The sequence below is a fragment of the Flavobacterium anhuiense genome (genome assembly GCF_004151235.1).
GTDB lineage: Bacteria > Bacteroidota > Bacteroidia > Flavobacteriales > Flavobacteriaceae > Flavobacterium > Flavobacterium anhuiense_A.
Window position 1 is genome coordinate 424,622 of the sequence record NZ_JUIV01000002.1, and the last position, 25,790, is coordinate 450,411.

The window sequence follows — 25,790 nt, forward strand, 5'->3', positions numbered from 1 at the left end:
GCTTACCGATGTTTATGGAGCTTCCGTACTTTAAAGATACATATTTTAAGGTTTGTGCGGAAAAAAATAAAGTAGTAATTTGTAAAAATAAATTGATAAAAAAGATATGGATTCACTTTTAGTTCTCTTAGGGTTTATATGTGTAATTGTTGGCGTTTTTGGGAGTTTTCTTCCTGTTTTACCAGGATTGTCAAGTTGCTGGGTAGGACTATTATTGCTGTATCTAACCAAAGCGGTAGAAAACAATTATTGGGTTCTGGGAATCACTTTTGTTTTGATGGTAACGATTACAATTTTAGATTACGTGATTCCATCTAAGGGAACCAAAAAGTTTGGCGGGAGCTCTTATGGAGTCTGGGGAACCAATATTGGTTTGATTGTTGGGATTATAGCGCCAATTCCGTTTGGAGTTATCATTGGTCCGTTTGTAGGTGCGCTTATTGGCGAATTATTATACGATTCTCAAAATCATAAACGTGCTCTAAAAGCTGCTACAGGTTCTGTTTTAGGATTCTTAGCTTCGAGTTTTGTGAACTTCTTTTTTTCAGTAATTTATCTCGGGATTTTTCTGACTATCCTTTGGCAAAATAGAGCATTAATTTTCTAAATGGTAATTTTGACCTTAAGCTTTTTCTTATATTTTTGATTTTTTGAAAAAAACTCTTAAAATTTTAAAAATAATTTTTGTATCTTATAAGTTACGTCAAGCTTTATATTTGCTCATTTCCTTATTTTTTAGGGCTAAATGCTTGAAAATCGACCACCTAAATTTTTAACTTAATTTTTGGAAATGTTAAAATATTTTATATTTTTATCACGATAATCGATGAAAAGCCTCACTTTATCGGTTATTTTAAATAAGTATAAATAATCATTTTTTAAGTTATGAGTATGACCCCAAACCTACAAATTGAACTTAGACGCTTTATTTCTTCTAATGTTGTCTCCAAGTTAAACAAGTTTTATTTTGAAAATGATGCACTTTTAATCAAGGGAATAGACGTCTCGATCGGCACAATTCTAATGGGACTCTACAACAAAGCCGATGAATCTGATTTTTACTCCGAAATTGTTTCCTTAATCCAAGAAGATTCAACTTTTTACCAAGAAGTAGATTTTAATGCAGGAAGAATTTTATCAGTCGATGACTGTTACCGTTTAGAAGGAAATATACTGCTGAAAGAATTGTTCTCCAACAAAAAAGGTAGAATTTCAGAAATGGTTTCCAACGAAGTTGGCATAAAAAGCGAAACAGCCAGAGAAATACTCAACTTTTCAGCATTACTTGTAATGTCTTACTTAAGATACAATCTTCAATTAATAGAAAGTTTAAAACTCCTTTTAGAAGATCAAAAAAGAGAAATTTTAAACAGCATTCCTCCTGGAATCAAAATCATCCTAGGTTTTTCAAATTACGAAACAGTAGAAGATAAAAACCAATCTATCGGAAGATCTATTTTTACCCTTTTCGGACATAATTTCTTTAGTTTTTAAAAATAAAAAATCCCATTTTCAAGAAGAAAACAGGATTCAGTATGGTTTAATTTGAAAAGCAATTACACGTTTTTCAAATTGATAATTTCTTGATCGGTCAAAAAGCGCCAGTTTCCGCGAGGAAGATTCTTTTTGGTCAGTCCAGCAAATGAAACACGATCAATTCGTAATACATTATACTCGAAAGATTCAAAAATAGAACGCACCACTTTTACGTTAGCAGTACGCAGTTTAAGGCCAACTTCACTTTTTGGCTCATTATCAATATAGCTTACTTCTTCAACAAATACGCGGTGTCCGTCAAGAACAAGACCTTTGCTGATTTTCTCTAAATCTTCAAATTTCAAGTTTTTGTCCAAAGAAACTTGGTAAATCTTAGACGATTTTTGATTCGGTAATGTAAATTTACGAATCATATCAGTGTCGTTAGTAAACAATAGCAAACCAGTTGTATTCTTGTCCATTCTTCCGACAGCAGCAATTTTTGCATTTGTAGCACCACGAACTAGTTCTAGAACGTTACGGTATTCCTGACCTTCATCAAAGGCAGTTGTAAAGTTTTTAGGTTTATTTAATAAAATATATTCTTTCTTTTCTGGAGTTAGTGTAACGCCATCAAAGTTTACAACATCATTTAGTTTTACCAAATATCCCATTTCGGTAACTACCGTACCGTTAACTTTTACGTTTCCAGACTGAATATAAATGTCGGCATCACGGCGAGAGCAAACGCCAGAATTAGAGATGTATTTGTTCAGACGAATTTCATCTGAAGCTTTTTGTCTCTTTGCTGGCTGATTTTGTTTTCTGAATTTTTCAGCAGCAGCTTCCTGAGCAGCTTTAACTTCAGGTTTTACTTTTTTAGGCCCTTGCGCGCGCTTAGCCATAGGAGGTTTTGGCTTGTTAGAGTTTGATCGTGAGCTGTTTGGTCTCGATCCGCCTCTTTTATTGTTGCCTTCCTTGTTGTTCATAGAATCATTAATTTGTGCAAAGATAGTTTTTTCCTGCTAATAAATCTTAAGTTCAATGTTCTTAGATTAATAGCACTTTATTTTAAGATGTTCAGGAGCAATACAATTGGCTTTTTTTGAGACATGGTTTCCCGCTTTTCGTTTCAATTTTTTATTTTTTAAAGAAAAAAATAAAAAGATTTCCACTTCAAACATGTTCACTGAACTCCAATGAAAATAAATTTTAAGTGAAGTAATCGGGGCTAAAATCAAACAATTGGCTTCTTTTAAAGATTGTTACTACACATAGATTAGCAATCCCGATAGCTACACGAAAGAAAATAATCTGATAAATCTGCCAGATCTGAGAGAAAAATAGAAAGACTTTAGTAATTAGAAATCAATTCCTTTCCGTGCCATAAAACACTAGGATTAATCAATACGATGCAGAAAACACCAGAAACAATCAGGAATTTTAAAACGTTATGAAGCCTTAAAAACTGCTCTTTAGAATTTGATTGCCATAAATAAATCAGGAAAAAAAGTAAAACGCCAAAACAGACATAAAAATAAATGTCCATATAACCAACGTCATGTATATTGACCAAAACATAAACAGGAACAATGGTCAAAACAGTCAAAGCTGTAATAACTTGTTTTGAGATTTTTTCGCCATATAAAACAGGAATTGTTCTATAATCGTTTACTAAATCGCCTTTCAGATTTTCAAGATCTTTAATCATTTCGCGAATTAGTAAAAGTAAAAACAAGAAAACCGCATGAGCAGAAATCACTACAAAATGACTCATATGATTTTCGATTTCTTCAAACGAAATTTTATTGTAGAAATACAGTAAGATGGCAAAAAACGGAGTTACAGCAAGCAATGCCGACATTAAATTTCCGATAATTGGATACTTTTTAATTTTATGCGAATAAAACCAAATCATGAAAATATACACAGAAAAGAATAAAAAAGCACGCCATGACACTATAGAGGCCATTAAAACCGCTAGAAAATTTAAACTGAAATAAACATTCAGTTTTGTTTTCTGACTTACCAAACGATCCAGCATCGATTTGTTGGGTCTGTTTATTAAGTCTTTCTGGCTATCGTAAAAATTATTGATAATATAGCCCGAAGCAATTGTAATAGCAGAAGCAAAAACAATCAGAAACAAATAAAAATCGAGCAGAATATCCAGTGCTCGAATTTCTGGTGCCAATATAAAAATCGCCGATAAATATTGTGCTAAAACTATTATTGGAATGTTATAACCTCTAACTACAGAGAACAAACTAACAATTTTCATTATTAAAAGTTTATTTTGTCTGCTCAGCATTTCTTATAGGTTATAGTTTTTAGAGTGGTAATTTAAGGTTATTATTTTTTTTAGAAGAATTAAAGCTTGTTTTTTAATAAAACTTTAGAACCGAATCCTAATTTTCTAATGCAGGCCAAAGCTTGTTTTTGAGAAATATCAATATCTGTAATGTCTTTCTTTTCAACGAAAACTACAGATCCACTCCACGGATTTGGCGCATCTGGAATAAAAACGGCAAATTTGTTTTCGTTTATCTCTTCAATTAAAAAAGCAAATTGCAATCCAGCGTCTGTTGGAACAAGAATGACCTTTAAATCATCTTTAGATTCAAGCCCCATAATATTTTCATTCATGTTTTTCATGAATGAATATCCTGGAACAAAGCTCAAAATTCCATCTTCTAATTTTTGAACCAAATTTTTGGCTTTGGCAGTTTTGGCCAATAAACCCGCAAGAAAGCAAATAAGAATTATGATTATTATTCCAACAAGTTCTTGAAGAGCAATTCCTAAAACATGTATTCTAGGAAGGTGTTTTGCCAGCGGAAGAGTGATTTTTTGAATAATGCCATAACCTTTTTCCAGAATAACAAGCAATACAACTAGTGGTGCCAAAAAGAGAATTCCTCCTAAAAAAGTTGCTTTAATTATTTTAAAAATACTTTTCATAATAAATAACTTTTTAGGATGAAAACTTATGGGAATCTACTCAAATAATTTCTGGGTTTAAAGCATTAAAATTGGTAAACTACCTCTAGCTTATAATCTTTCAAAGCTGCTTTTGCGCGTTCTAAATCTTCAGTAAATCCAAGGATATAGCCACCGCCTCCAGAACCGCAAAGTTTTAGATAATAATCGTTAGAGTCAATTCCGTGTTGCCAGATTCCATGAAATTGCTCTGGAATCATTGGTTTAAAATGATTTAGAACAACTTTAGAAAGCTTTTTGGTATTGGTAAACAAAGATTTCATATCGCCATGCAAGAAGTTTTCTACGCAGGCATCTGTATATTTCACAAACTGATTTTTAAGCATCGCACGGAAACCTTTATCTTTTAGATTTTCCATAAAAATGCTAACCATTGGAGCTGTTTCTCCAACAATTCCTGAATCTAATAAAAAGACAGCACCTTTTCCGTCAAAACTTTGTGTCGGAATTCCAGTTGCTTCAATATTATCTTTTGAATTAATCAGGATAGGAATGCTCAAATAGCTGTTTAGAGGATCTAAACCAGAACTTTTTCCATGAAAAAAGCTTTCCATTTGAGAAAATATATTTTTTAAGTGTAATAATTTTTCGCGAGTTAGGTTCTCTAGAACAGTAATTTTGTTTGTAGCGTATTTGTCATAGATAGCCGCAACAAGCGCACCGCTGCTTCCAACACCATATCCTTGTGGAATACTAGAATCGAAATACATTCCAGTTTCAACATCATTCTGAAGCGTTTCTAAATCGAAAGTAACCAATTCTGGCTGCTGTGTATGCAGAACTTCAAGATAAGAAGCAAAACTTCTCAAACTTCTGTTAGATGCAATTGCTTCTTCAGTAGGTTCTTCGCTTTTTTTCAAAGCGCCATTATAAAAATTATAAGGAATAGAAAGTCCTTTAGAGTCGCGGATAATTCCGTATTCTCCAAAGAGTAATATTTTTGAGTAAAATAATGGTCCTTTCATGGTCTATTTAATGTCTTTCTTAATTTTATTTGGGTTTTGCCTAGTGTCGAAAATATTATGAATCCTGATTTCGTTTGCACTAAAACTATATAACAAACTAGATTGTTTGGTTATAACACATTTTCGATATTTCTTATTTACGGATGATTTTGGAAAAATTTCTGGATTCATCATCATTATTGAAATTGCTCTTTCAAATTTGATAATAAACAGCTTTTTTGATTTTTCTGACCATCTTGCTTCAATGAACTTTAAAACTGAATCTAAATTTTTCTCCGCTGTTTTTGAAAAACTTACTTTAAGATCCACTATCTGTATTTTTTCATAACATCCTCGTAGCTCGTAAATTCTCCTCTTTCGAATTCTAATTCACTTTGAGCTATATCTTCTTTTTGTTGATCAGTTAAATCATCCCACCAATCTTTTTTATTTTTTCTAAGCAATTTTGCAATCGCCATAATAAGTGTAGGATCATTAGTCTCTTTCAACATCTCCATCGCCTCACGTTTTTCTAATTGAATGTCCATAATCAAAATTTTAACTAAAGATACGCAAAATTATAATGCAATCGCGCCTTCTCCAATTTTGTCGCAAATGTATTGACTATTCTGACAAAATACAACTAATTCGTCCTGAATAAATTGAAGTACTTTTTCGCTAACGTTTTCAGGATATAATACATGCACATTCGCGCCAGCATCAAGCGTAAAACATACTGGAATTTCGGTTTCATTTCTAAATTTCCATATTGCATTTATGATTTGAAGCGTGTTGGGTTTCATCAAAATAAAATAAGGCATCGAGGTCATCATCATGGCGTGTAAAGTCAATGCTTCACTTTCTACAACTTTGATGAATTCTTCTAAATCTCCGCTTTCAAAAATGGCAATTAATTTATCTAGATTTTCATGTGCTTGAGCAAAACGTCTTTCTGCATACGGATGATTGTGCATCAAATCGTGTCCAACCGTGCTCGAAACTTGTTTTTCGCCTTTGTCAACCAATAAAATGGTGTCTTGATAATTCTTGAAATTTTCATGAATTGTATATGGAAATTCCACACCAAACAAATCTGTGCTTCCTTCGATATTTGACTGATTTCCCCAAACTACTACATTCCCTTTTACGCTTCGGCAAGCACTTCCAGAACCTAAACGAGCCAAAAATGAAGCTTTTTGATAGAAATAATCATAGGTCATTTCTGGGTTTAACAATTTTTCCAAACTCATAAAATTCATTGCCAATGCTGCCATTCCAGAAGCCGAAGAAGCAATTCCCGAACTGTGCGGAAAAGTATTCTGCGTATCAATCGTAAAATGATAATCCTTTAAAAACGGCAGATAAACCTCAACTCTTTCCAAAAACTTCTGAATCTTTGGCTTGAAATCTTCTTTTGGTTTTCCTTCAAAAAGTAAATCAAATGAAAAACCATTTGTCCCGCTGAGCGAAGTCGAAGCGTCTTTTTTAGAAAAAGCCAATTTCGTAATGGTTTTACAGTTGTTAAGCGTAAAACTAACAGAAGGATTTGCCGGAATCTGGTTTTCTTTTTTCCCCCAATATTTTACTAATGCAATATTGCTTGGAGCGCTCCACTCAAAGTTCCCGTTTTCGATTGTTGAAGTATATGGATTTGGTATAAAATCGGCTGCTGTTAACATGAATTATAAAATTTTGGCAAAGATAACTTTTTCATTTTTCACCATATAAGTTATTTAAGAAATTATAAGCGGAATTTGCTAAAATGAACTTATATCACTTATATGGTTTAAATTTTCTTTTGCCTATTTTTGAATTCAAAATTTGATGTCATGAATAAGTTCGTAAAAATCGCTATAGCTTTAGTAATTTGTTTAACAGTAGGATATTCTGCGGGAGTGGTTACAAAACCAAGTATTGAGACTTGGTATGTCATGCTGGAAAAACCAGTTTTTAATCCGCCGAATTGGATTTTTATGCCCGTTTGGACAGTACTTTACATTTTAATGGCCGTTGCAGCAGCGTTAGTTTGGGACAAAATTAAAGTAGAGACAGAAGAAGTTAAAAAAGCTTTGCTTTTCTTCATTATTCAATTGATTTTAAATTCAATTTGGTCTTATTTATTCTTCGGATTAAAAAATCCGATGTTGGCTTTAATCGAAATTGTGCTTTTATGGCTGATGATTTACGAAACGTATTTAAAATTTATCAAAATCAATAAAACTGCGGGTTATTTATTAATTCCTTACTTAGCTTGGGTTGGGTTTGCAACAGTTTTAAATGCCAGTATTTGGTGGTTGAATAAGTAAAATTTTTTAGTTTCAAGTTTTCTTTGTTTCAGGTTTCAAGTTTAATTCTTTACATATATGCTTTATGAATAAATTGAAGTTTTTCGTTATTGTTTTGGTTCTATTTTCCTTAAAGACCTTTGCTTGTTTGAATGGTGAAACGAAAATTCTAAAAAATGGAGCTTATGCTTATGAAGATTATGATGGTATTAACCCTCAAGGCCATAATTTTTTCGAAGGAGATTTTCCAAAATTGATAATTGAACTTGACAGTTTATATAAAAAAACAAAAGATTTAGATTATCTATCTGATAAAGGATATCTTTTAATTGTTCTGGGAAAATATGATGAAGCTCTAAAATTATATCTGAACATTGAAAAAATTAAACCTAATAGATATTCGACAGCATCTAATTTAGGGACACTTTATGAATTGATGGGGGAAAACCAAAAAGCCTATAATTGGATTAAGAAATCTATTGCTATTAATCCTAAATCTCATGAAGGATCAGAATGGCTTCATTTGAAAATATTAGAAGCTAAAATCAAGAATTTAAAGGATGTTTCAGGTCAGTTTTTAATTAATACAAATTTTGGAATTTCACGCGAACCTAAAACGAAATTGTCTAAAAACGAAATTGAAAAATTAGCACAGTCGATTTATTTCCAAGTAAATGAAAGAATGTCGTTTATAGAACCAAAAGATAAAATCATTTCAATTTTACTCTTTGAACTTGCAAATCTTGCAGAATTATTAGGAAAAAATAGCAGTGCGCTTGAGACTTACAGGACTGCTAGAAAATATGGTTACGAGGGAGATTTAATTGTGGAAAGAATGATAAATAGTTCCCAGAGCGAAATTAACTATTATCGTGAAAGAGCTCAAAGTTATGGCTCTCAACTTCGGGCTTTAAGAGAAAGCAAAGGGAACATATATTCAGGTTATATATCTCAAATGGAAATAATTATTGTTATCCTTTCGGGCGTAATACTAATTTTATTAATTGCTTTTGTTGTATTTTTTATAAAATGGAAGAAGCTGAGAAAGTCTACTTCAGCTTCTTAAATTCTTCATTTTTAGCATATAAAAAATCCATTGTATAAAGCAAATTTTTCTTTTTTAGAATAATTTCCGATTGCGGATCGGCTGTACAAAATTCTAGGAAAAGAGCTTTTTCATCAGGATTTAATTTTAAATCTTTCGTAAAGAAATCTAAAGGACAAGTTGATTCCACGAATGTTTTGAAATCCAATTCAGGAGTTTTCTTTTTAGGTTTTTTATTGGCATTATCATCTTTTTTAAACAAACTTAAAAGGCCTGCTCCCATAGCGCCAAAATTCATTCCATTTGAAATGGTGCCGTCATAAACTCCCGTATATTTTCGTAAATCACGAGATGCTCTCTGTAATGCAATTGAATCTGAAACTTCTGCAGCTGGACCTACGTGAGGGAATTTTATAGTTGTGATTAAGACCTCATCTAATTCTTCTGGTTTTAGAATCATATTCACAACGATGTTGTTTTGATCTATATTTTCCTGAGAAATTTTAAGTCTTTTAAAAAAGTAATCTTTAGAGAAAAACAACACACTATCTTGCGGTCGTACCAGAATCGAAAATTCGCCGAGTTCGTTTGTTCTTGTGCTGGTCTTGGCAGTTTTATTAATTACTTCTACTTTATTAAGTGGAATGTTTTGTGAAAGAACTTTTCCAGTTAATAGTTTTTCGGATTGAGAAAAAGTGAGTTGATAGGTGAAAACAGAAATTGTGGTAAGTAATTTTACTCTCATATAAGGATTAATTAGTTGAGAGTAAAATTATTAGAATAGTCTTAACGAAAACTTACAGAATCTGTAAATTCTTGTTAATAAGCAATTTTGCTTTTTTGAATGAATTTTTCTAATTCACCATTATTAAACAAAATAGGTCCGTGGCCAAAGCACAATATTTTGGGGTTTAAAGATGCAAGTTTTAAAATTGATTTTCGATTGGTTTCCTTATCAGCGGTAAATAGATGTGGAGGTTCGTGCAATCCGACTTTTGTAGTCAGCAAATTCATATTGGTCATCACATCGCCAACGATCAAAATGCCGTCTTTTTCCCTGAAAAAAGACAAATGACCACTCGAATGTCCTGGAGTTTCAATAACCGTAAATCCTCCAATTTGATCACCTTCTTTTAAGGTTTTAGCAACTGAATGTCCTTTTCCTGCCCAGAAGTTTTTCTGAAATTTTGAAAAAATATGATTCGGATTTGGGTATTCTGTAAATACATTACCGCTTTCAGCAAACTCTTTTTCAGCGTCACTACATAAAAGCGGAATATTTAGTGTTTCACAGATTATTTTACTGCTCCCCTGATGGTCGGCGTGGGCGTGCGTCAATGCGTGTTTTGTAACGGATTTTTCTTTTATTGATTTTAATATTTTATTAGAAGAAGTTCTAATTCCGGCATCAATTAAAACATCTTCAATCAAGTAACAATTAATTGCATTTCTTGGAAATAAGGAAATTTGGTAAACGTCTTTGGCAATATTCTTCATCTTTTTCAAATTTTATTTTGGCAAAGATTTGAATTCCGTTTCTCAACTCACTTGATAAATGTTAAGAAATATCCTGACGAATTCTGCTCAATGATTCGGGCGTAATTCCGAGAAAAGAAGCAATGTAAATTAAAGGTGTTCGCTGGATTATTTTGGCTGGAGCCGATGCTAAAAATGTCAGGTATTTTTCTTTTGCAGGAATCATTTGAAGTTTTAAAACGCGATCGGCCATACAGAGGTAATTCTGTTCAGCAAGAATTCTCCCAACACGTTCCCAATTCGGAATTCCAGAATATAAATATTGCATTTTTTCGAAAGTAATCGAAAGCACTTCACAGTCTTCAATGCACTGAATATTTTCAAAAGAAACAGACTGATTAATGAAACTGGAATACGAAGCAATAAAACCGTCATCGCAGCTTAAATAAGTGGTAATTTCTTTTCCGTCTTTTAGATAATAAATACGAGCCAGACCTTCAACAATAAAAAAGATTTTATTGCTGGTTTTTCCCATTTCAGAAAGGAATTCTTTAGCTTTAAAACTTTCATATTCAAAACAAGAATCAATCATTTCGATTTCATTTTCAGAAAACGAAGCGATTGATTGTATTTGTTTTTGTAATTCAGCATTCACGATTTATAAGATCTCAATTAATTCCGAAGCCTTATTAATAATCACTTTTGCTCCACTAGATTTCAATTCATCTTCGGTTCTGTAGCCCCACGTAACGCCAACAGGAAACATATTAGCGTTTACTGCCGTTTTCATATCAATATCAGAATCGCCTACAAACAGGATTTCTTCTGGTTTTAAATTCCATTTTTTACTAATTTCAATCGCCTCAAACGGATTTGGTTTTTTAAGTTCTTCTGTGCTTAAACCAACCGCAGGATCAAATTGTTTTGGGAATATTTCTGATGCTATTTTCTTCGTTAATTCATCAGCTTTGTTGGAGAAAACCGCCATTTTGATATTTTGTGAAGTCAGTTTTTCTAGTAGTTCAACAATTCCGTCATACGGTTTTGTTTTCAGTGTACAGATTTTAGTATATTCTTCAACCATACATTCAAAACAACTTTCAATTTCATCATCAGAACTGTTTGCAGCGGGCAGAGCTTTGCTTACGAGATTTCGTAAACCGCTTCCGATAAAATATTGGTACGTGTCGTAACTATGTGTAGGATAATTTAGAGCAGTAAGCACTTTATTCATCGCATCTGAAATGTCGTGTAATGAGTTGACCAAAGTTCCGTCTAAATCAAAAATAATTCCTTTAAATTTCATTTTCTATTAAATATTTTGTGCCAGAATAAACCCGCTTGTCCAGGCATTCTGAAAATTAAATCCGCCGGTAATAGCGTCTATGTTTACAATTTCCCCAGCAAAATAAAGGTTTTCGTGAATTTTGCTTTCCATGGTTTTAAAATTGATTTCTTTTAAATCGATTCCGCCAGCGGTTACAAATTCTTCTTTAAAAGTACTTTTTCCGTTGACTTTAAATTCGGCTTTTGTTAATTGTGAAGTCAGATTCTGCAACTGGTTTTTAGATAAATCTGCCCATTTTGTTTCAGAATCAATTCCCGAAGCCAAAACCAAACTTTCCCACAAACGATTTGGAAAGTCAAAAGGCGATTTTTTAGAAATGGCTTTTTTAGCGTGTTCCTGTTTTAAATCTTTTAGGATTTTTTCGGCATCTTCAAAATCAACATCATTTAACCAGTTTACAAAAATGGTAAACTGATAATTTTTGTCATGCAAAATGCGTGCGCCCCAAGCCGAAAGTTTCAGGATTGCCGGGCCGCTCATTCCCCAATGTGTGATTAATAAAGGTCCTGTAGATTCCAGTTTTGTATCTTTTACATTTACGGTAACTTGTGCTGCAACTCCTGGTAATTCTTTAATTCGGGAATCTTTGATGTTGAAAGTAAATAGGGAAGGTACAGGACTTACAATTGCATGTCCCTGTTCTTGTAGCATTTCCCAGATTTTAGGGTTGCTTCCTGTTGCCATTACTAATTTTTCGGTTGCAAAATTATCACTTTGTGTGTCAATTTTCCAGTGATTTTCTTTTTTGAAAATAGATTGTACACTTTGCCCCGTAAGTACTTTTATGCCTAATTTTTCTGTTGCTTTAAGGAAACAGTCAATAATAGTTTGAGACGAATTGGAAACTGGAAACATTCTTCCGTCTTCTTCAATTTTTAATTCAACGCCGTGTTTTTCAAACCATTCGATAGTATCACCAGAACAAAATTGATGAAACGGCCCTCGAAGTTCTTTTTCTCCACGCGGATAAAATTTTACTAATTCGTTAGGTTCAAAACAAGCATGCGTAACGTTGCATCGTCCGCCTCCAGAAACACGAACTTTAGAAAGCACTTCTTTTCCTCTTTCTAAAATGGCGATTTTCAGTTTCGGATTTTTCTCTGCAATATTAATTGCGGTAAAAAAACCGGCTGCGCCTCCGCCAACGATTATGATGTCGAAATTTTTGATCATATTTTTTTTGGGTTGCCACGAATTACACGAATTGGCACTAATTTTTTTAGCTAGATTTTTTCTTTAACCACAAATTGCACAAATTTTCGCAAATTAATTATTGCGTTTAAATTTGTGAAAATTTGTGCAATTTGTGGCAAAAAAACTTTTTATCTGTGGCTATTTTTAAACTTTATATTTTGTCTGGATTATCAGAGATAATTCCGTTGACTTTATAACTTTTTACTTTTTGAATGTCTTCTTCGGAGTTTACTGTCCAAGGTAAAACCAGAAATCCTTTTTCCTTAATTTGATGAACATTTTCTTCATTCAATAAATGAAAATCAGGATGAATGGCTTTAGCTTTTATTTTTTCGGCGAAAGCCAGAGCAGTATCTATATTTTCTTCTGTTAAAACACCAATCGGAATATTTGAATTTAGTTTTGCTGTTTCCTCTAACATATTCCAATCAAAACTTGAAATGATGAAATTCTCGTATTTCCAGCCTTTTTCAATGTATTCCTCAATTAGCGCAACAACTTTTGGAGCAGTTTCTAAACCTTTTAATTCGATATTGATTAAACATTTTTTGTCAACCAAATCGAAAACTTCATTTAGCGTTGGAATTTGATATTTTCCATCAATCAAAAATGATTTTAATTCTGCTAAAGTAAAATCATTTACAAGACCTTTTCCGTTGGCTGTTCTGTCGATGGTTTCGTCGTGAATTACGATTATATGTTCGTCGGCACTCAAATGAACATCGAGTTCAATTCCGTCTGAATTTAGGTCTAAGGCTTTTTGGAAAGCTTGTAAAGTATTTTCAGGTTCGTAGGCTTTGGCGCCACGATGTGCAATTTTGAGCATCTGTTGTTTGTTTAACCGCAAAGGTCGCAAAGTTTTATGCAAAGGGCACAAGGATTATAAAAAAAGTTAGCCACAGATTATTAAGATTAAAATGATTTTTTTCCTTCGCCACGAATTTCACCAATTTTCACCAATTTAGATATGATAAATTAATTCGTGAAAATTCGTGTAATTCGCGTCTAAAAAATCTGTGTTAATCTTAATAATCTGTGGCCAAAAAACTTTGCGAATCTTCGTGGAAATTTTCGTGTTTCTTTGTTGAAAAACCTTTAAATCTTTTCTAGTAAAACAATGTCAAAATCATTATCAATAATTACTTTTCCATCAATAACTTCAACTTCTTGATTTGAATAAGTGTCTTTAAGTTTTGTTCCGTTTGGGAAAATATCACCAACAGGAAGTTCTTTTCTGCCTTTTGGTAAATCTAATCCCATAACTACTTTATCTGTAAAAGAACCTTGAGTAAAAGTTCTTGAAAAAGTATAAGGATACGGATTAATCAGTTTATGAACGCCTGCTCCAACGGCAGGATGGTTTCTTCTGAATTGACCTAATTTCTGCCAATGCAAAAGTGTTTTCTGCGTTTCAGGATTGTTTTGAATATCATCCCAATTCATATTTGAACGCAAAGTGGCATCGCCCTGAGTTCCCTCAACAACTAAAGATCTAGCCGATTCATCTCCATAATAAACCTGAGACATTCCCGGAGAAAGAAATAGTTTATTGGCTGTTTCAATGCTTTTTGTTCGATTGGCATCGAAAGGCTGGCCGTCGTCATGTGAAGACATATAGTTGAGAACAGAATATCCTTTTAAGTCATTATTTAAATGATTGGAATATTTAGAAAATAAACCTTCGTAATCGTTTTGCGTAGCATTCCATTTAAATTCAAAATTGATCATGCTGTTGAAACCGTTTTGGAAATAATTTACTTTTCGATCTCCAAAATCATAATCTTGACCACCGCTGATTCCGTAACCGTAAACTTCGGCAATCGTGTAAAAAGGATTTTGATCTAAAACCTGTAAAGGATGATGTTTTTTCCAAGTTTCGAATGCATAGTCGCATTCTTTTTTGAAGTCGGCCCAAACATTTTCATCGGTGTGTTTTACCGTATCTCCTCTGTAACCGTCAATTCCGAATTCTAGAATATAATCGGTAAGCCATTTTATGATGTAATATTTAGGCGTTTTCGGATAATTTGTTCTTTTGAAAAATTCATCCAATGACGCTATTTCTTTTTCATAACGACCTTCTTTTTTCCATTTTTCGATTAAAAAAGGAGGGAGTTGGACTTCTTGTGTGCTTTCAGTTCTAACATCTGGAAGATTATCAACTAAAGTACACATCGTTGTATTTTCAAATGATTTGTAATCGCAGACAACGCCAGTTCTTACCCAGTCAGAAGGCCAAACAGGATCTTCTGGAGTTACAGGCCCTGTATGATTGATAACTCCGTCAAGAATTATTCTGATGCCTTTTTCATGCGCTTTTTTTACCAAATTGGCTAAATCTTCTTTAGTGCCGAAATTTGGATCTAAAGCCGTCCAGTCTTTTGCCCAATAACCGTGGAAACCATAACTCAATCCAGTTCCTTCGTCAACTCCATCGTGAATCTGTTCTACAATCGGCGTAAGCCAAATGGCATTGATTCCTAGTTTTTCAAAATATCCTGATTCGATTTTTTTAGTGATTCCGATAATGTCACCGCCTTCAAATCCGCGTAGTTTTCCGGGAGTTTTGGTTCGGTTAAAGTTGACATCGTTGGAAGTATCTCCGTTGTAAAAACGATCTGTAAGTAAAAAATAAACATTTGCTCCTTCCCAAACGAAAGGTGTTTTTGAAGTATTATTCATTGTAACTGATTTTGAGCCAGAACAACTCATTGTTAAGTATACTAAAGATAAAAAAAGGAAAGTGTATTTTTTCATTTATTTCAAATTTAACGAAGATTTATAATAAAAAAGTTCCGCCACGAATTCACGAATTTCACAAATTTAAATATGGATAATTAATTCGTGGAAATTTGTGAAATTCGTGGCGGATAAACTTTGCGGAGACGCACCGCTGTGCGCCTCTACGCTATATATTGTGGCAAAAGCATTGCGAACTTTGCGCTTGTCTTTGCGAACTTTGCGGTTAGGTCTATTCCAATTCTAAAACCAGTGCCGATTTTGGTTCCAATGTAATTTCAGAAGCTAAATCGAATGTTTTTCCTGTAATAACATCTTTTCCTGATTTAAAGTTTTTAATGTTTTCTTTGAAACGAGCTGTTTTTACAACCTGTTCTTTTGCATTGTTATTGAAAACTACCATTACGGTTTTGGCATCTGTATATCTGAAATAAACATAAGTGTTGTTCTCCGGAATATAATGCGTCATTTTCCCGAAATGAACTGCTTCGTTTGATTTTCTCCAGTTGAATAATTTCGAAGAGAAATCAAAGAAAGCTGCTTGTTCTGCGGTTCTTCCTGCTGCCGTGAAAGCATTGTTTTTATCGCCAGCCCATCCGCCTGGGAAATCCTGACGAATATCGGCATCTCCACCTTTTCCTTTATCACCGCCCATTCCGATTTCTGAACCGTAATAAATCTGCGGAATTCCGCGAACGGTTGCCAATAAAGTCATAGCCAGTTTGTATTTTGGCAAATCATATTTGAATTTTTCGTTCATACGATCTGTATCATGATTTTCAGCAAAAACTAAGATATTATTGGTATTTGTATATAAAAAATCCATTGCAAAATTGTTATAGAATTTAATCAATCCGCTGTCCCAGTTTGGCTCATCTTCACTGAAGGCAGAGGTGATTTGGCTTTGAAGCGTAAAATCCATAACACTTGGAAGGTTTGAATTGTAGTTTTCAATTGCTCCAATTTTACTGTCTTTCTGCCAAAAAGCTAAATTCGCTTGATTGTGCATCCAGATTTCACCCACAATATTAAAGTTTGGGTATTCATCTGTAATCGATTTTGCCCAATTTGCCATCGCAGTTTTATCTGAATAATTATAAGTGTCTACTCGGAATCCATCAAGATTTGCAAATTCAATCCACCAAATAGCATTTTGAGTCAAGTATTTTGCAACTAACGGATTTCTAAGATTTAAATCCGGCATTGAAGGAACGAACCATCCATCAATACAAACTTCCTGATCGATTTTTGAAGCATGAATATCGGTTATTACTTCACGTCTGTGGTGCGTTTGTGTATAATTCTCAAATTGATTAAGCCACGATTTTGTTGGCAAATCTTTCACCATCCAATGCGTAATTCCCCAGTGATTGGTTACATAATCCATAACCAGTTTCATGTTCTTTTTGTGCATTTCTGCCGATAAACGAGCGTAATCGTCATTGGTTCCGTAACGTGGATCTATTTTATAAACATCCGATTGCCCGTAAGTGTGATACGAATGCTGTTTGTCGTTGTCTTCGCATAAAGGCGTGCTCCAAATTGTTGTTGCACCAAGAGAAGAAATATAATCTAAGTTTTTGATGATTCCTTCGATATCACCACCGTGGCGTCCGCTTGGATCTTGACGGTTTGCCTTTTCAGTTAATGAAGCATCGCTATCATTTTTAGTATTTCCGTTAGCAAAACGATCTGGCATGATTAGGTAAATCAAATCCGATGCATCATAACTTTTTCTGTCGGCAGAATTGGCTCTTCTTTCTTTCAGAACATATTTTTGTTTAAAGGCAACTTTATTATTGTTTTTGAAAGAGAAAACCAGTTCAGAAGCTTTTACATCTTTTGTATCGATGGTTACGAAAAGATAATTTGGGTTTTCTGTTTTCTCAACGTTTTTAATCACAACATTATTAGAAACTGAAGCTTCGTATTGTGCAATGTTTTTTCCGTAGAACATAATCTGCAGTTCCGAATTTTTCATTCCTGCGTACCAGAATGGTGGTTCTACTTTTTGGATTTGCGCTTTCGCGGAAGTGGAAAACAATAAGACCAATAGAACTAATTTATAGATAAATGATGTTTTTGGGTTTTTCATAGTAATAAGAAATTATTCTTCATTGTCAGTTCGAGCGGAGTCGAGAACCTTTGCAGCATCTCGACTCCGCTCGATGTGACAAAAAGATGTTGATTAAAAAAAAGACAAGTAATCTTGGGGGTAATTACTTGTCTTTAAAAATTATTTGTTTTCGATAATGCTTATCGCATAACCTCCTCCTGGAGCAGAAAACTGAGATAATTTTGATTTATTAGTTACAGCAATTTTCTTGATAGCATAAGCTTGCGGATTAGTTTTGTAATGCGCATCTTTAGCATCAGCATAAATTGTAGCTGTATATTTTTTGCCTTTTTCAAGGAAACTGAAATCGATATTTGATGTACGCGGAGTTTCTCCGTTTACGTTTCCAACAAACCAGTTGTTTGTTCCTTTTGCTTTACGCGCAACAGTGATAAAATCTCCTGGCTCAGCCTCGATATATTTGCTTTCTGACCAATCTACAGCTACATCTTTAATGAATTGGAATGCATCTGGAAAACGGTTGTAATTCTCTGGAGTATCAGCAGCCATTTGTAATGGGCTATACATTGTAACATATAAAGCCAATTGGTTACAGATTGTACTGTTTACATGAGATTTGTTATCAGGACTCATTTTGCTGATATCCATTTCGAAGATTCCAGGTGTGTAATCCATTGGACCACCGATTAAACGAGTGAATGGTAGTACCGTAACGTGATTTGGTTTAGAGCCTCCAAAAGCTTGGTATTCTGTTCCTCTTGCTGCTTCGTTTCCAATTAAGTTTGGATACGTTCTTGCAATTCCCGTAGGGCGAACTGCTTCGTGAGCGTTTACCATAATTTTGTAATCAGCCGCTTTTTCAATTGCATATTGATAGTGGTTTACAATCCATTGGCTGTAGTGGTTTTCACCTCTTGGCAAAATATCGCCTACATAACCGCTTTTTACAGCATCGTAACCATTGTCTTTCATGAATTGGTATGCTTTGTCCATGTGGCGTTCGTAGTTGCGAACAGAACCAGAAGTTTCGTGGTGCATGATGATTTTTACACCTTTTGATTTTGCATATTCATGAAGACCCTTTACGTCGAAATCCGGGTAAGGAGTTAAGAAATCAAAAACATAATCTTTTGAGTGGCCAAACCAGTCTTCCCATCCTTGATTCCATCCTTCTACCAAAACAGCGTCAAAACCATTTGCAGCAGCAAAATCGATATATTTTTTCACATTCGCATTGTTTGCTCCGTGAGTTCCGTTTGGTTTTGCTTTTGAAAAGTCAGAAACTCCCAATTGAACTGTTGGGAAATCGTTAGTATATGACCAAGAGCTTTTTCCTGTAATCATTTCCCACCAAACACCAACGTATTTTACTGGTTTAATCCAAGAAGTATCGTCAATTTTTGATGGATCGTTTAAATTATAAGTCATTTTAGAAGCTAAGATTTCTCTAGCATCATCGCTTACCATAATCGTTCTCCAAGGAGAGTGATTTGGCGCCTGCATATGACCTTTGTCTCCTTTTGCATCTGGAGTTAACCAAGATTCGAAAACGAAATTTTTATCATCTAAATTCAAGTGCATACAAGAATAGTCAATCAAAGCAGCTTCGTGTAAGTTGATATAGATTCCGTCAGCTGTTTTTAACATCAAAGAAGTCTGAACTCCTGTTGGTGAAAATGATTTTTGAGAAACGTTTGCTGTATACGCTTTTTGAGATAAACCTCTAATTTCTGATAATTTTGATTTTGTGTAATCATATTCCTGAGTATCGTAATCTCCTGGAATCCAAAAAGCGGTATGATCTCCAGTCATGGCAAATTGTGATCTTTCTTCTTTGATTACAAAATAAGTAAGATTCTTTTGCGCTGGAAATTCATAACGGAATCCTAAACCGTCATCGAATAAACGGAAACGGATAACGATTTGTCTGTCAGTACTTTTTTGGATTAAAGTAACCGCCAGCTCATTATAATGATTTCTGATGTGATCTACTTCTCCCCAAACTGGTTTCCAAGTTTCATCAAAAGTTGAAGTTTTCGTGTCAGCAATTGTAAAGTCGTTCAATAAAGATTTTTTGTCATCTTTAAGTTCAAGACCTAGTTTACTGGTTTTAATAACTTCTTTGTTTTTGTATTTTAAATTGTAAACTGGAGTTCCGTCGTTTTGAAGAGAAAATTCCATTACGAACTTTCCTTCGGGTGATTTTAATTGCTGCGCTTTTGCAACAGTGCTGAACGCAAACAAAATTAAACTTGCGAAAAATAAGTTTTTCATGTTTTTTAGATTTTAGATGTATTGTAATTTAATTTATTTGTACAAATTTACTTGCAGTTACAGGTTTTCCGTTAACGATAATTGTTAAATCTTGATCGCCGTCTACAGTAAAAGTTGTTTCGTTGTGATTTACAGATACTTTAAGAATTTGGTTTCTGAAATTGATTTTAAACGTATAACCTTTCCATTCCTTTGGAATTTTTGGAGAGAAATGAAGCTGATCATTTTTCACACGCATTCCTCCAAAGCCTTCCACGATACTCATCCATGTACCGGCCATTGACGTGATATGACAACCTTCTTCTACTTCTTTGTTATAATCATCCAAATCCAAACGAGAAGTTCTTAAATAAAATGTATATGCCATGTCCATTTTATCTAAAGCTGCAGCCTGAATTGAGTGTACACAAGGCGAAAGCGAACTTTCGTGAACCGTAAATGATTCATAAAACTCGAAATTGCGTTTTAATTCTTCTTTTGAAAAATGATCTTCGAAGAAATAAAAACCTTGTAAAACGTCAGCCTGTTTGATGTATGGCGAACGCAATACACGATCCCAAGACCATTTTTGGTTGATAGGACGCTGTGATTTATCTAAATCTTTTACCGGAACTAATTCTTTATCTAAGAAACCGTCTTGCTGTAAGTAGATTCCAAGCTCTTCAGAAATAGGGAAATACATGTCATCTGCCACTTTTTTCCATTCTTTGATTTCTTCTGCAGAAAGATTTACTTTCTCCATTACTCTTTTATGATCTGCAGGATATTCTGAAGCTACTTTTTCGATTTGCTCCGCAGCAAAATCAATACACCATTTTGCAATATAATTGGTGTAGAAATTATTATTGATGTTGTTTTCGTATTCGTTTGGACCAGTAACTCCCAGAATTACGTACTGATTTTTATCTTTTGAAAAAGAAGCTCTTTGATGCCAGAAACGCGCAATTCCGATTAAAACCTCTAAACCTTTTTCCGGGATATAAGAGTAATCGCCAGTGTAACGGTTATAGTTGTAAATCGCAAAAGCAATCGCACCGTTTCTATGGATTTCTTCGTGTGTGATTTCCCATTCGTTGTGGCATTCTTCACCGTTCATGGTAACCATTGGGTATAAAGCTGCACCGTTTTTGAAACCTAAATTATCTTTAGCATTTTCAATTGCTTTGTCCAATTGATTGTAACGATACGTCAATAAGTTTCTTGCAACTTGCTGATCTTTTGTTGCCATGTAAAATGGAATACAATACGCCTCAGTGTCCCAATAAGTTGATCCGCCGTATTTTTCTCCTGTAAATCCTTTTGGCCCAATGTTTAAACGAGAATCTTTTCCAGAATACGTTTGGTTTAATTGGAAAATGTTGAAACGAATTCCCTGTTGCGCTTTTACATCGCCTTCAATAGTAATATCTGACATTTCCCAAACTTTAGCCCAAGCATCGATTTGGTTTTGAAGCAAGGTTTCATAACCTAAAGCAACAGCAGATTTGATTGCTTTTTCGGCTCCAGCTAAGGTATTTTCGTGGTTTAAAGAAACGGCATAACCTCCAATTTTCTGGATAGTTGAGGTTTGTCCTTTTGCGATAATAGTTCCGTAAGTGTACTGAACTTTATCTACAGTTGAATCGATTGTTGATGGTGAAATATTTGCATTTTCTCCGTTAGCAAAAATCGTATTGTGCATGAAAGTCGTAACCTTAAAATGCGTTTTGAAAGTTTGTGCGGTTACAAAAGCTTCGTTTGTCCCTTTTTTAACCTCTAAAGGTTCCCAGAATTTTTCTTCCCAGTTTGCATCTTCATTGGTTACACCAGCATCGATATAAGGTTTGTAGACGATTTTTGCATCTTTATTTAAAGGCGTAATATCGTATTTGATAACTCCAGCTTCGTCTAAATCTAACGAAAGAAAACGACGAACATTTACAGCGATTTCAGTTCCGTTTTTAAGAACAGCTTCAAAAGAACGATTGTACCAACCTTCTTTCATATTCAATTCTCTACGAAAGTTTCTAACTTCGGTACAAGTATTTAGATCCAGATTTTCTTCGTTGATTTCGATATCTATTCCTATCCAGTTTGGAGCGTTAAGTACTTTAGCAAAATATTTTGGATAACCGTTTTTCCACCAGCCCACTTTTGTTTTGTCTGGATAGTAAATTCCTGCAATATAACTTCCTTGGAAAGTTTCTGCGGAATACGTTTCCTCAAAATTGGCGCGCTGGCCCATAGCGCCATTCCCGATACTAAAAAGACTTTCAGAAGATTTTACTCTCTCTGCATCAAATCCTTCTTCAATAATAGACCAATTGTCTGGTTTTATATAATCTTGGTTCATCTTTTAAATTAGATAATTCGGCAATTTGGTAATTCGATAATTGCCTTGGTTTCTTATTAACTTTTTACATTCATTTGAGTAATTGTTTCATTAGAATATTTGTCGATGAGCAACATTATCTCATTGACACATTTTCTAATTATCCAATTAACTCTTCAATAAAGCTTGTTTCGATTTGGGTAAAATCTTTAAAAATATGATCAGCTTCATGTAAAATTGTTTCCTCACCAATTCCAACACTTACCATTTCTGCAATATTTGCTGCCTGGATTCCGGCAACAGAATCTTCAAATACAATTGAATTTTTTGGATCAATGTCTAATAATTGAGCCGCTTTCAAGAAAACTTCCGGATCTGGTTTTGCATTGCTGACATCGTTTCCGTCAACAATAACATCGAAGTAAGATAGAACTCCAGTTTTTTCTAGAATTGGTCTTGCATTTTTGCTGGCAGAACCCAATGCAATTCCTTGATTTAAATCTCTCAATAGTTGTAGCACTTTTAAAACTCCTGGAAGAATCTCACTTTCATCCATGTCAACTAGATAAGATAAATAATCTTCATTTTTTTGAATTAGCCATTTGTCTTTGTCTTCTTGAGAAGCTTGGACATTGCCTAATTCTAATATAATATCTAACGAACGTACACGGCTTACACCTTTTAATAGTTCGTTGTCTTCGTGTGTAAAATTTATATTTAATGACTGAGCGATTTTCTGCCAGGCCAAAAAGTGGTATTTAGCGGTGTCTACAATTACGCCGTCAAGGTCGAATATAAATGCCTTTTTGTTCATTGTGAGGGAAAAATTATTCTTTTAATTATGATTTTTGAGTAAAGTCGTCTACATCTTTTACTTTAGAAACTAAAGCAGCGGCGATTAAAAAACTAACTCCACTTGTGACTAAAGCATAAATGGCATCTCCGTTGTAAAGATATTTTACAATAGGACCTCCAATTAATGCATTAACGATTTGTGGGATAACAACAAAGAAGTTGAAAATTCCCATGTAAACACCCATTTTTTTAGGTGTAATAGATCCTGCTAAGATTGCATAAGGCATTGCTAAAATACTTGCCCAAGCAACTCCAATTAAAACCATTGGAAATATAACCCAGTCTTCATTTGGCATGTAATAAATCGATATTAAGCCAATTCCGCCAATAACCAATGAAAGTGAATGTGTTGCTTTTCGCCCAATTTTTTTTGCTATGTATGGCAAGAAAAACAAAGCAACAATAGCCGAAACTAAGTTATAAACACCAAAAAGAATTCCAACCCAGTCACCAGCATCTTGATATTGCTGGCTTGAAGTGTCATTTAATGGCAGTTTGTAAATATGATGTGCAATTGCTGGAGTAGTAAAAACCCACATTCCGAATAGACCGAACCAAGAAAAAAATTGCACCCAGCTTAACTGGCGCATTGTTGTTGGCATTTTTGCAAAATCGGTAAAGATGTCTGTAATTTTTGATTTTTCCTCAGAATCAGAAACCACCTCATTTTGAGGATCTTCAAATTTTGCCAATTCTTCTGGCGAATATTCTTTGGTTGTAAGTAACGTAACCAAGATGGAACCAATTAAAACTGCTGCGCCAATGATAAATGACAAGGTCAAGTTTAATGGAACACTCCCAGGAATTGTACTGTTTGGCACATGAAACCATTTTGTTAAAATGTAAGGCAAGGCCGAACCAATTACAGCTCCAAAACCTATTAAAGAAGTTTGGATACTAAATCCTGCAGTACGCTGATCTGTTCTTAAATTATCGCCAACAAGAGCTCTAAAAGGCTCCATGGCAATGTTGAAAGAAGCATCCATAATCATTAACATTCCAGCTCCAACCCATAAAGCTGGTAAAATAGAAATGAAGATATTGGCTTGCGGCATTAATATTAATCCAACCGAAGCTAAAATAGCGCCTACTAAAAAGAAAGGTTTTCGTCTGCCGAACCGTCCCCAGGTTCTATCGCTGTAATGACCAATAATAGGCTGAACGATTAATCCCATTAAAGGAGCAATAATCCAGAACCAAGAAAGTTCATGTACGTCGGCACCGAAAATTTGAAGAATTCTACTGGCATTTGCATTTTGAAGTGCAAACCCCATTTGTATTCCTAAGAAACCGAAACTCATATTCCAGATTTCCCAGAAACTTAATTTACGCTTTTCCATTATCGTAATTTGTAAAAAATTATACGATAAGCGCTTTGCTTATCAAAACTTACTGTTTTTTCGAAGTAAAAGTAAAAGCCTTGACGGGCGTAAAAGTATTAATTATTTTTTTATTTATGCTAATAAAAAAGCCATAAATATTTTTTATGGCTTTAGAAAGTATTGATTTTAAGATTTTTAGTCAGTAGATTCTCTTTTTATTAAATGGGTTTCTATGACTTCTGTTGTGTAATTTTCAGTATGCTCTTCGTCATCATCTTCTTCGGCTTCAAGCCTTTCGATAAGCATTTTGGCAGCTTTACTACCCATTTTTTCGCCACTCTGACTTACTGTTGTAATGGTTGGAGTTGAATATTTGGAAATAATTCCATCAGTAAATGCAATTACGGCTAAATCTTCAGGAACTTTTAGTCCCATTTTATTTGCTGTTTTGATAATAGTTACCGCAAAAAGTTCATTTACAGCAAAAACAGCATCAAAAGCTCTTGCATGGAGAAGCTCAGAAATAGTTATCTCACAAGTATCTACATCTTCAATTTTGATTATTAAATCTTCGCTAAAAGCAATTCCGTTGTCCAAAAGTGCTTTCTCATAGCCATCAGTTCTAAGTTTTCCAACGCTTACATAATCTACGGTAGTTACCAAAGCGATCTTTCTACGTCCGTTGTCAATTAAACTTTGAACAGCTTCGTATGCAGCAGCTTTATCATCAATAATAACTTTATCACATAAAATGTCGTTTGTAACGCGGTCAAACATTACTACAGGCATCCCTTGATTGATAACTTCAGTGATATGATGAAAGTCGCCTTTAAATTGTGTTTCTTTCGAAAGAGACATGATAAAACCATCGATACTTCCGTTGGCCAACATCTCCATATTTAGAACTTCTTTATCAAAAGAATCGTCTGATACACAGATAACTACACTGTATCCATATTCGTTTGCTACCTGTTCAACTCCGTTGATAACCGTAGAGAAAAAATAATGTACAATTTCTGGAATAATAATGCCGATACTTTTAGTTTTTCGGTTCTTTAAACTAAGGGCAATATTGTTTGGTTTGTAGTTGTAAAACTTCGCAAAAGCCTGCACTTTTAGTCGTGTTTCTTCGCCAATTTCAAGACTGTTTCTAAGTGATTTAGAGACAGTTGAGATAGACACGTCAAGCTCCTTTGCAATCTGTTTGAGGGTTATTTTACGTTTCATGTAGTTAATTGAAAAAAATCTAATTAATAATAAAGGTGTATAATATTTTTGGTATTTGCAATTTTAACGCTAAAAGATTACAAAAAATAGAAAGTTTTCAACACTACCACGTTTTCGTAAAGCAATAAAAATTGCCTCCTGTCGAGCATGTTAATAAATTCATAATTTTGAAATTCGAAGTAAAATTAAAAACTTAACTAACATTCAAAAACTCAAA

The 25,790-nt window shown here is 34.0% G+C and carries 23 protein-coding genes; 4 read left to right on the top strand and 19 right to left on the bottom strand.

All coding sequences use genetic code 11. The features are described from left to right. Positions 1 to 106: 106 nt before the first annotated feature. Positions 107 to 607 carry a DUF456 domain-containing protein gene (locus NU08_RS04715; RefSeq protein WP_129746081.1) on the top strand — a complete coding sequence of 167 codons (501 nt, stop codon included), beginning with the start codon at positions 107 to 109 and terminating at the stop codon, positions 605 to 607. Between the two features lie 284 nt (positions 608 to 891). Next, entirely contained in the window at positions 892 to 1,494 is a 603-nt protein-coding gene (locus tag NU08_RS04720) for a DUF937 domain-containing protein (RefSeq protein ID WP_129746082.1), read from the top strand. Positions 1,495 to 1,556: 62 nt separating this feature from the next. Here the strand turns inward: NU08_RS04720 and NU08_RS04725 are convergent, their stop codons facing one another. The 6 genes from NU08_RS04725 to NU08_RS04755 form a co-directional block, all read right to left on the bottom strand. Next, the gene (locus NU08_RS04725) at positions 1,557 to 2,465 is read right to left on the bottom strand and encodes a pseudouridine synthase (protein WP_129746083.1); all 909 of its coding nucleotides are present in this window, start codon (positions 2,463 to 2,465) and stop codon (positions 1,557 to 1,559) included. A gap of 365 nt (positions 2,466 to 2,830) precedes the next feature. Beyond that, a complete protein-coding gene (locus tag NU08_RS04730; protein WP_129746084.1) occupies positions 2,831 to 3,787 on the bottom strand; it encodes a geranylgeranylglycerol-phosphate geranylgeranyltransferase in 957 nt (318 codons plus the stop codon). A gap of 59 nt (positions 3,788 to 3,846) precedes the next feature. Continuing rightward, on the bottom strand, positions 3,847 to 4,437 hold the full coding sequence (locus NU08_RS04735; RefSeq protein WP_129746085.1) for a DUF502 domain-containing protein: 591 nt from the start codon (positions 4,435 to 4,437) through the stop codon (positions 3,847 to 3,849). Between the two features lie 65 nt (positions 4,438 to 4,502). Then, entirely contained in the window at positions 4,503 to 5,441 is a 939-nt protein-coding gene (locus tag NU08_RS04740; protein WP_129746086.1) for a mevalonate kinase, read from the bottom strand. A 308-nt stretch (positions 5,442 to 5,749) separates the two neighbouring features. Then, a complete protein-coding gene (locus tag NU08_RS04750; protein ID WP_111367628.1) occupies positions 5,750 to 5,968 on the bottom strand; it encodes a hypothetical protein in 219 nt (72 codons plus the stop codon). 30 nt (positions 5,969 to 5,998) lie between these two features. Then, positions 5,999 to 7,099 carry a diphosphomevalonate/mevalonate 3,5-bisphosphate decarboxylase family protein gene (locus NU08_RS04755; protein WP_129746088.1) on the bottom strand — a complete coding sequence of 367 codons (1,101 nt, stop codon included), beginning with the start codon at positions 7,097 to 7,099 and terminating at the stop codon, positions 5,999 to 6,001. 150 nt (positions 7,100 to 7,249) lie between these two features. On the opposite strand from NU08_RS04755, the gene NU08_RS04760 reads away from it, so the two are divergent. Beyond that, positions 7,250 to 7,726 carry a TspO/MBR family protein gene (locus NU08_RS04760; protein ID WP_129746089.1) on the top strand — a complete coding sequence of 159 codons (477 nt, stop codon included), beginning with the start codon at positions 7,250 to 7,252 and terminating at the stop codon, positions 7,724 to 7,726. 64 nt (positions 7,727 to 7,790) lie between these two features. Beyond that, positions 7,791 to 8,771, top strand: a complete 981-nt coding sequence (locus tag NU08_RS04765) for a tetratricopeptide repeat protein (RefSeq protein ID WP_129746090.1) — start codon at positions 7,791 to 7,793, stop codon at positions 8,769 to 8,771. Here NU08_RS04765 and NU08_RS04770 read toward each other — a convergent pair. From NU08_RS04770 to NU08_RS04830, 13 genes are all read right to left on the bottom strand, one after another. Further along, positions 8,755 to 9,495 carry a hypothetical protein gene (locus NU08_RS04770; protein WP_129746091.1) on the bottom strand — a complete coding sequence of 247 codons (741 nt, stop codon included), beginning with the start codon at positions 9,493 to 9,495 and terminating at the stop codon, positions 8,755 to 8,757. The two genes, NU08_RS04765 and NU08_RS04770, sit on opposite strands and share 17 nt — an antisense overlap. A 74-nt stretch (positions 9,496 to 9,569) precedes the next feature. After that, positions 9,570 to 10,247 carry an MBL fold metallo-hydrolase gene (locus tag NU08_RS04775; RefSeq protein WP_129746092.1) on the bottom strand — a complete coding sequence of 226 codons (678 nt, stop codon included), beginning with the start codon at positions 10,245 to 10,247 and terminating at the stop codon, positions 9,570 to 9,572. Between the two features lie 61 nt (positions 10,248 to 10,308). Beyond that, positions 10,309 to 10,881, bottom strand: coding sequence for a Crp/Fnr family transcriptional regulator (locus tag NU08_RS04780; RefSeq protein WP_129746093.1), 573 nt, complete (start codon positions 10,879 to 10,881; stop codon positions 10,309 to 10,311). Positions 10,882 to 10,884: 3 nt separating this feature from the next. After that, positions 10,885 to 11,532, bottom strand: coding sequence for an HAD family hydrolase (locus NU08_RS04785; RefSeq protein WP_129746094.1), 648 nt, complete (start codon positions 11,530 to 11,532; stop codon positions 10,885 to 10,887). A 6-nt stretch (positions 11,533 to 11,538) separates the two neighbouring features. Further along, on the bottom strand, positions 11,539 to 12,747 hold the full coding sequence (locus NU08_RS04790) for an NAD(P)/FAD-dependent oxidoreductase (RefSeq protein ID WP_129746095.1): 1,209 nt from the start codon (positions 12,745 to 12,747) through the stop codon (positions 11,539 to 11,541). A gap of 172 nt (positions 12,748 to 12,919) precedes the next feature. Next, positions 12,920 to 13,594, bottom strand: coding sequence for a glycerophosphodiester phosphodiesterase (locus NU08_RS04795; protein WP_129746096.1), 675 nt, complete (start codon positions 13,592 to 13,594; stop codon positions 12,920 to 12,922). Positions 13,595 to 13,863: 269 nt separating this feature from the next. Continuing rightward, positions 13,864 to 15,525 carry an alpha-amylase family glycosyl hydrolase gene (locus tag NU08_RS04800; protein ID WP_129746097.1) on the bottom strand — a complete coding sequence of 554 codons (1,662 nt, stop codon included), beginning with the start codon at positions 15,523 to 15,525 and terminating at the stop codon, positions 13,864 to 13,866. A 214-nt stretch (positions 15,526 to 15,739) separates the two neighbouring features. Next, positions 15,740 to 17,602: a glycoside hydrolase family 13 protein gene (locus NU08_RS04805; RefSeq protein ID WP_129746098.1), complete on the bottom strand. Its 1,863-nt coding sequence runs from the start codon at positions 17,600 to 17,602 to the stop codon at positions 15,740 to 15,742. Between the two features lie 141 nt (positions 17,603 to 17,743). After that, positions 17,744 to 19,858, bottom strand: a complete 2,115-nt coding sequence (locus tag NU08_RS04810; protein WP_129746099.1) for a glycoside hydrolase family 97 protein — start codon at positions 19,856 to 19,858, stop codon at positions 17,744 to 17,746. A 28-nt stretch (positions 19,859 to 19,886) separates the two neighbouring features. Next, positions 19,887 to 22,190: a glycoside hydrolase family 65 protein gene (locus NU08_RS04815; RefSeq protein WP_129746100.1), complete on the bottom strand. Its 2,304-nt coding sequence runs from the start codon at positions 22,188 to 22,190 to the stop codon at positions 19,887 to 19,889. A gap of 139 nt (positions 22,191 to 22,329) precedes the next feature. Continuing rightward, positions 22,330 to 22,983, bottom strand: coding sequence for a beta-phosphoglucomutase (gene pgmB / locus NU08_RS04820; protein WP_129746101.1), 654 nt, complete (start codon positions 22,981 to 22,983; stop codon positions 22,330 to 22,332). 25 nt (positions 22,984 to 23,008) lie between these two features. Beyond that, positions 23,009 to 24,364, bottom strand: a complete 1,356-nt coding sequence (locus tag NU08_RS04825) for an MFS transporter (protein WP_129746102.1) — start codon at positions 24,362 to 24,364, stop codon at positions 23,009 to 23,011. Between the two features lie 177 nt (positions 24,365 to 24,541). Next, positions 24,542 to 25,573, bottom strand: a complete 1,032-nt coding sequence (locus tag NU08_RS04830; RefSeq protein ID WP_129746103.1) for a LacI family DNA-binding transcriptional regulator — start codon at positions 25,571 to 25,573, stop codon at positions 24,542 to 24,544. Positions 25,574 to 25,790 lie beyond the last annotated feature (217 nt).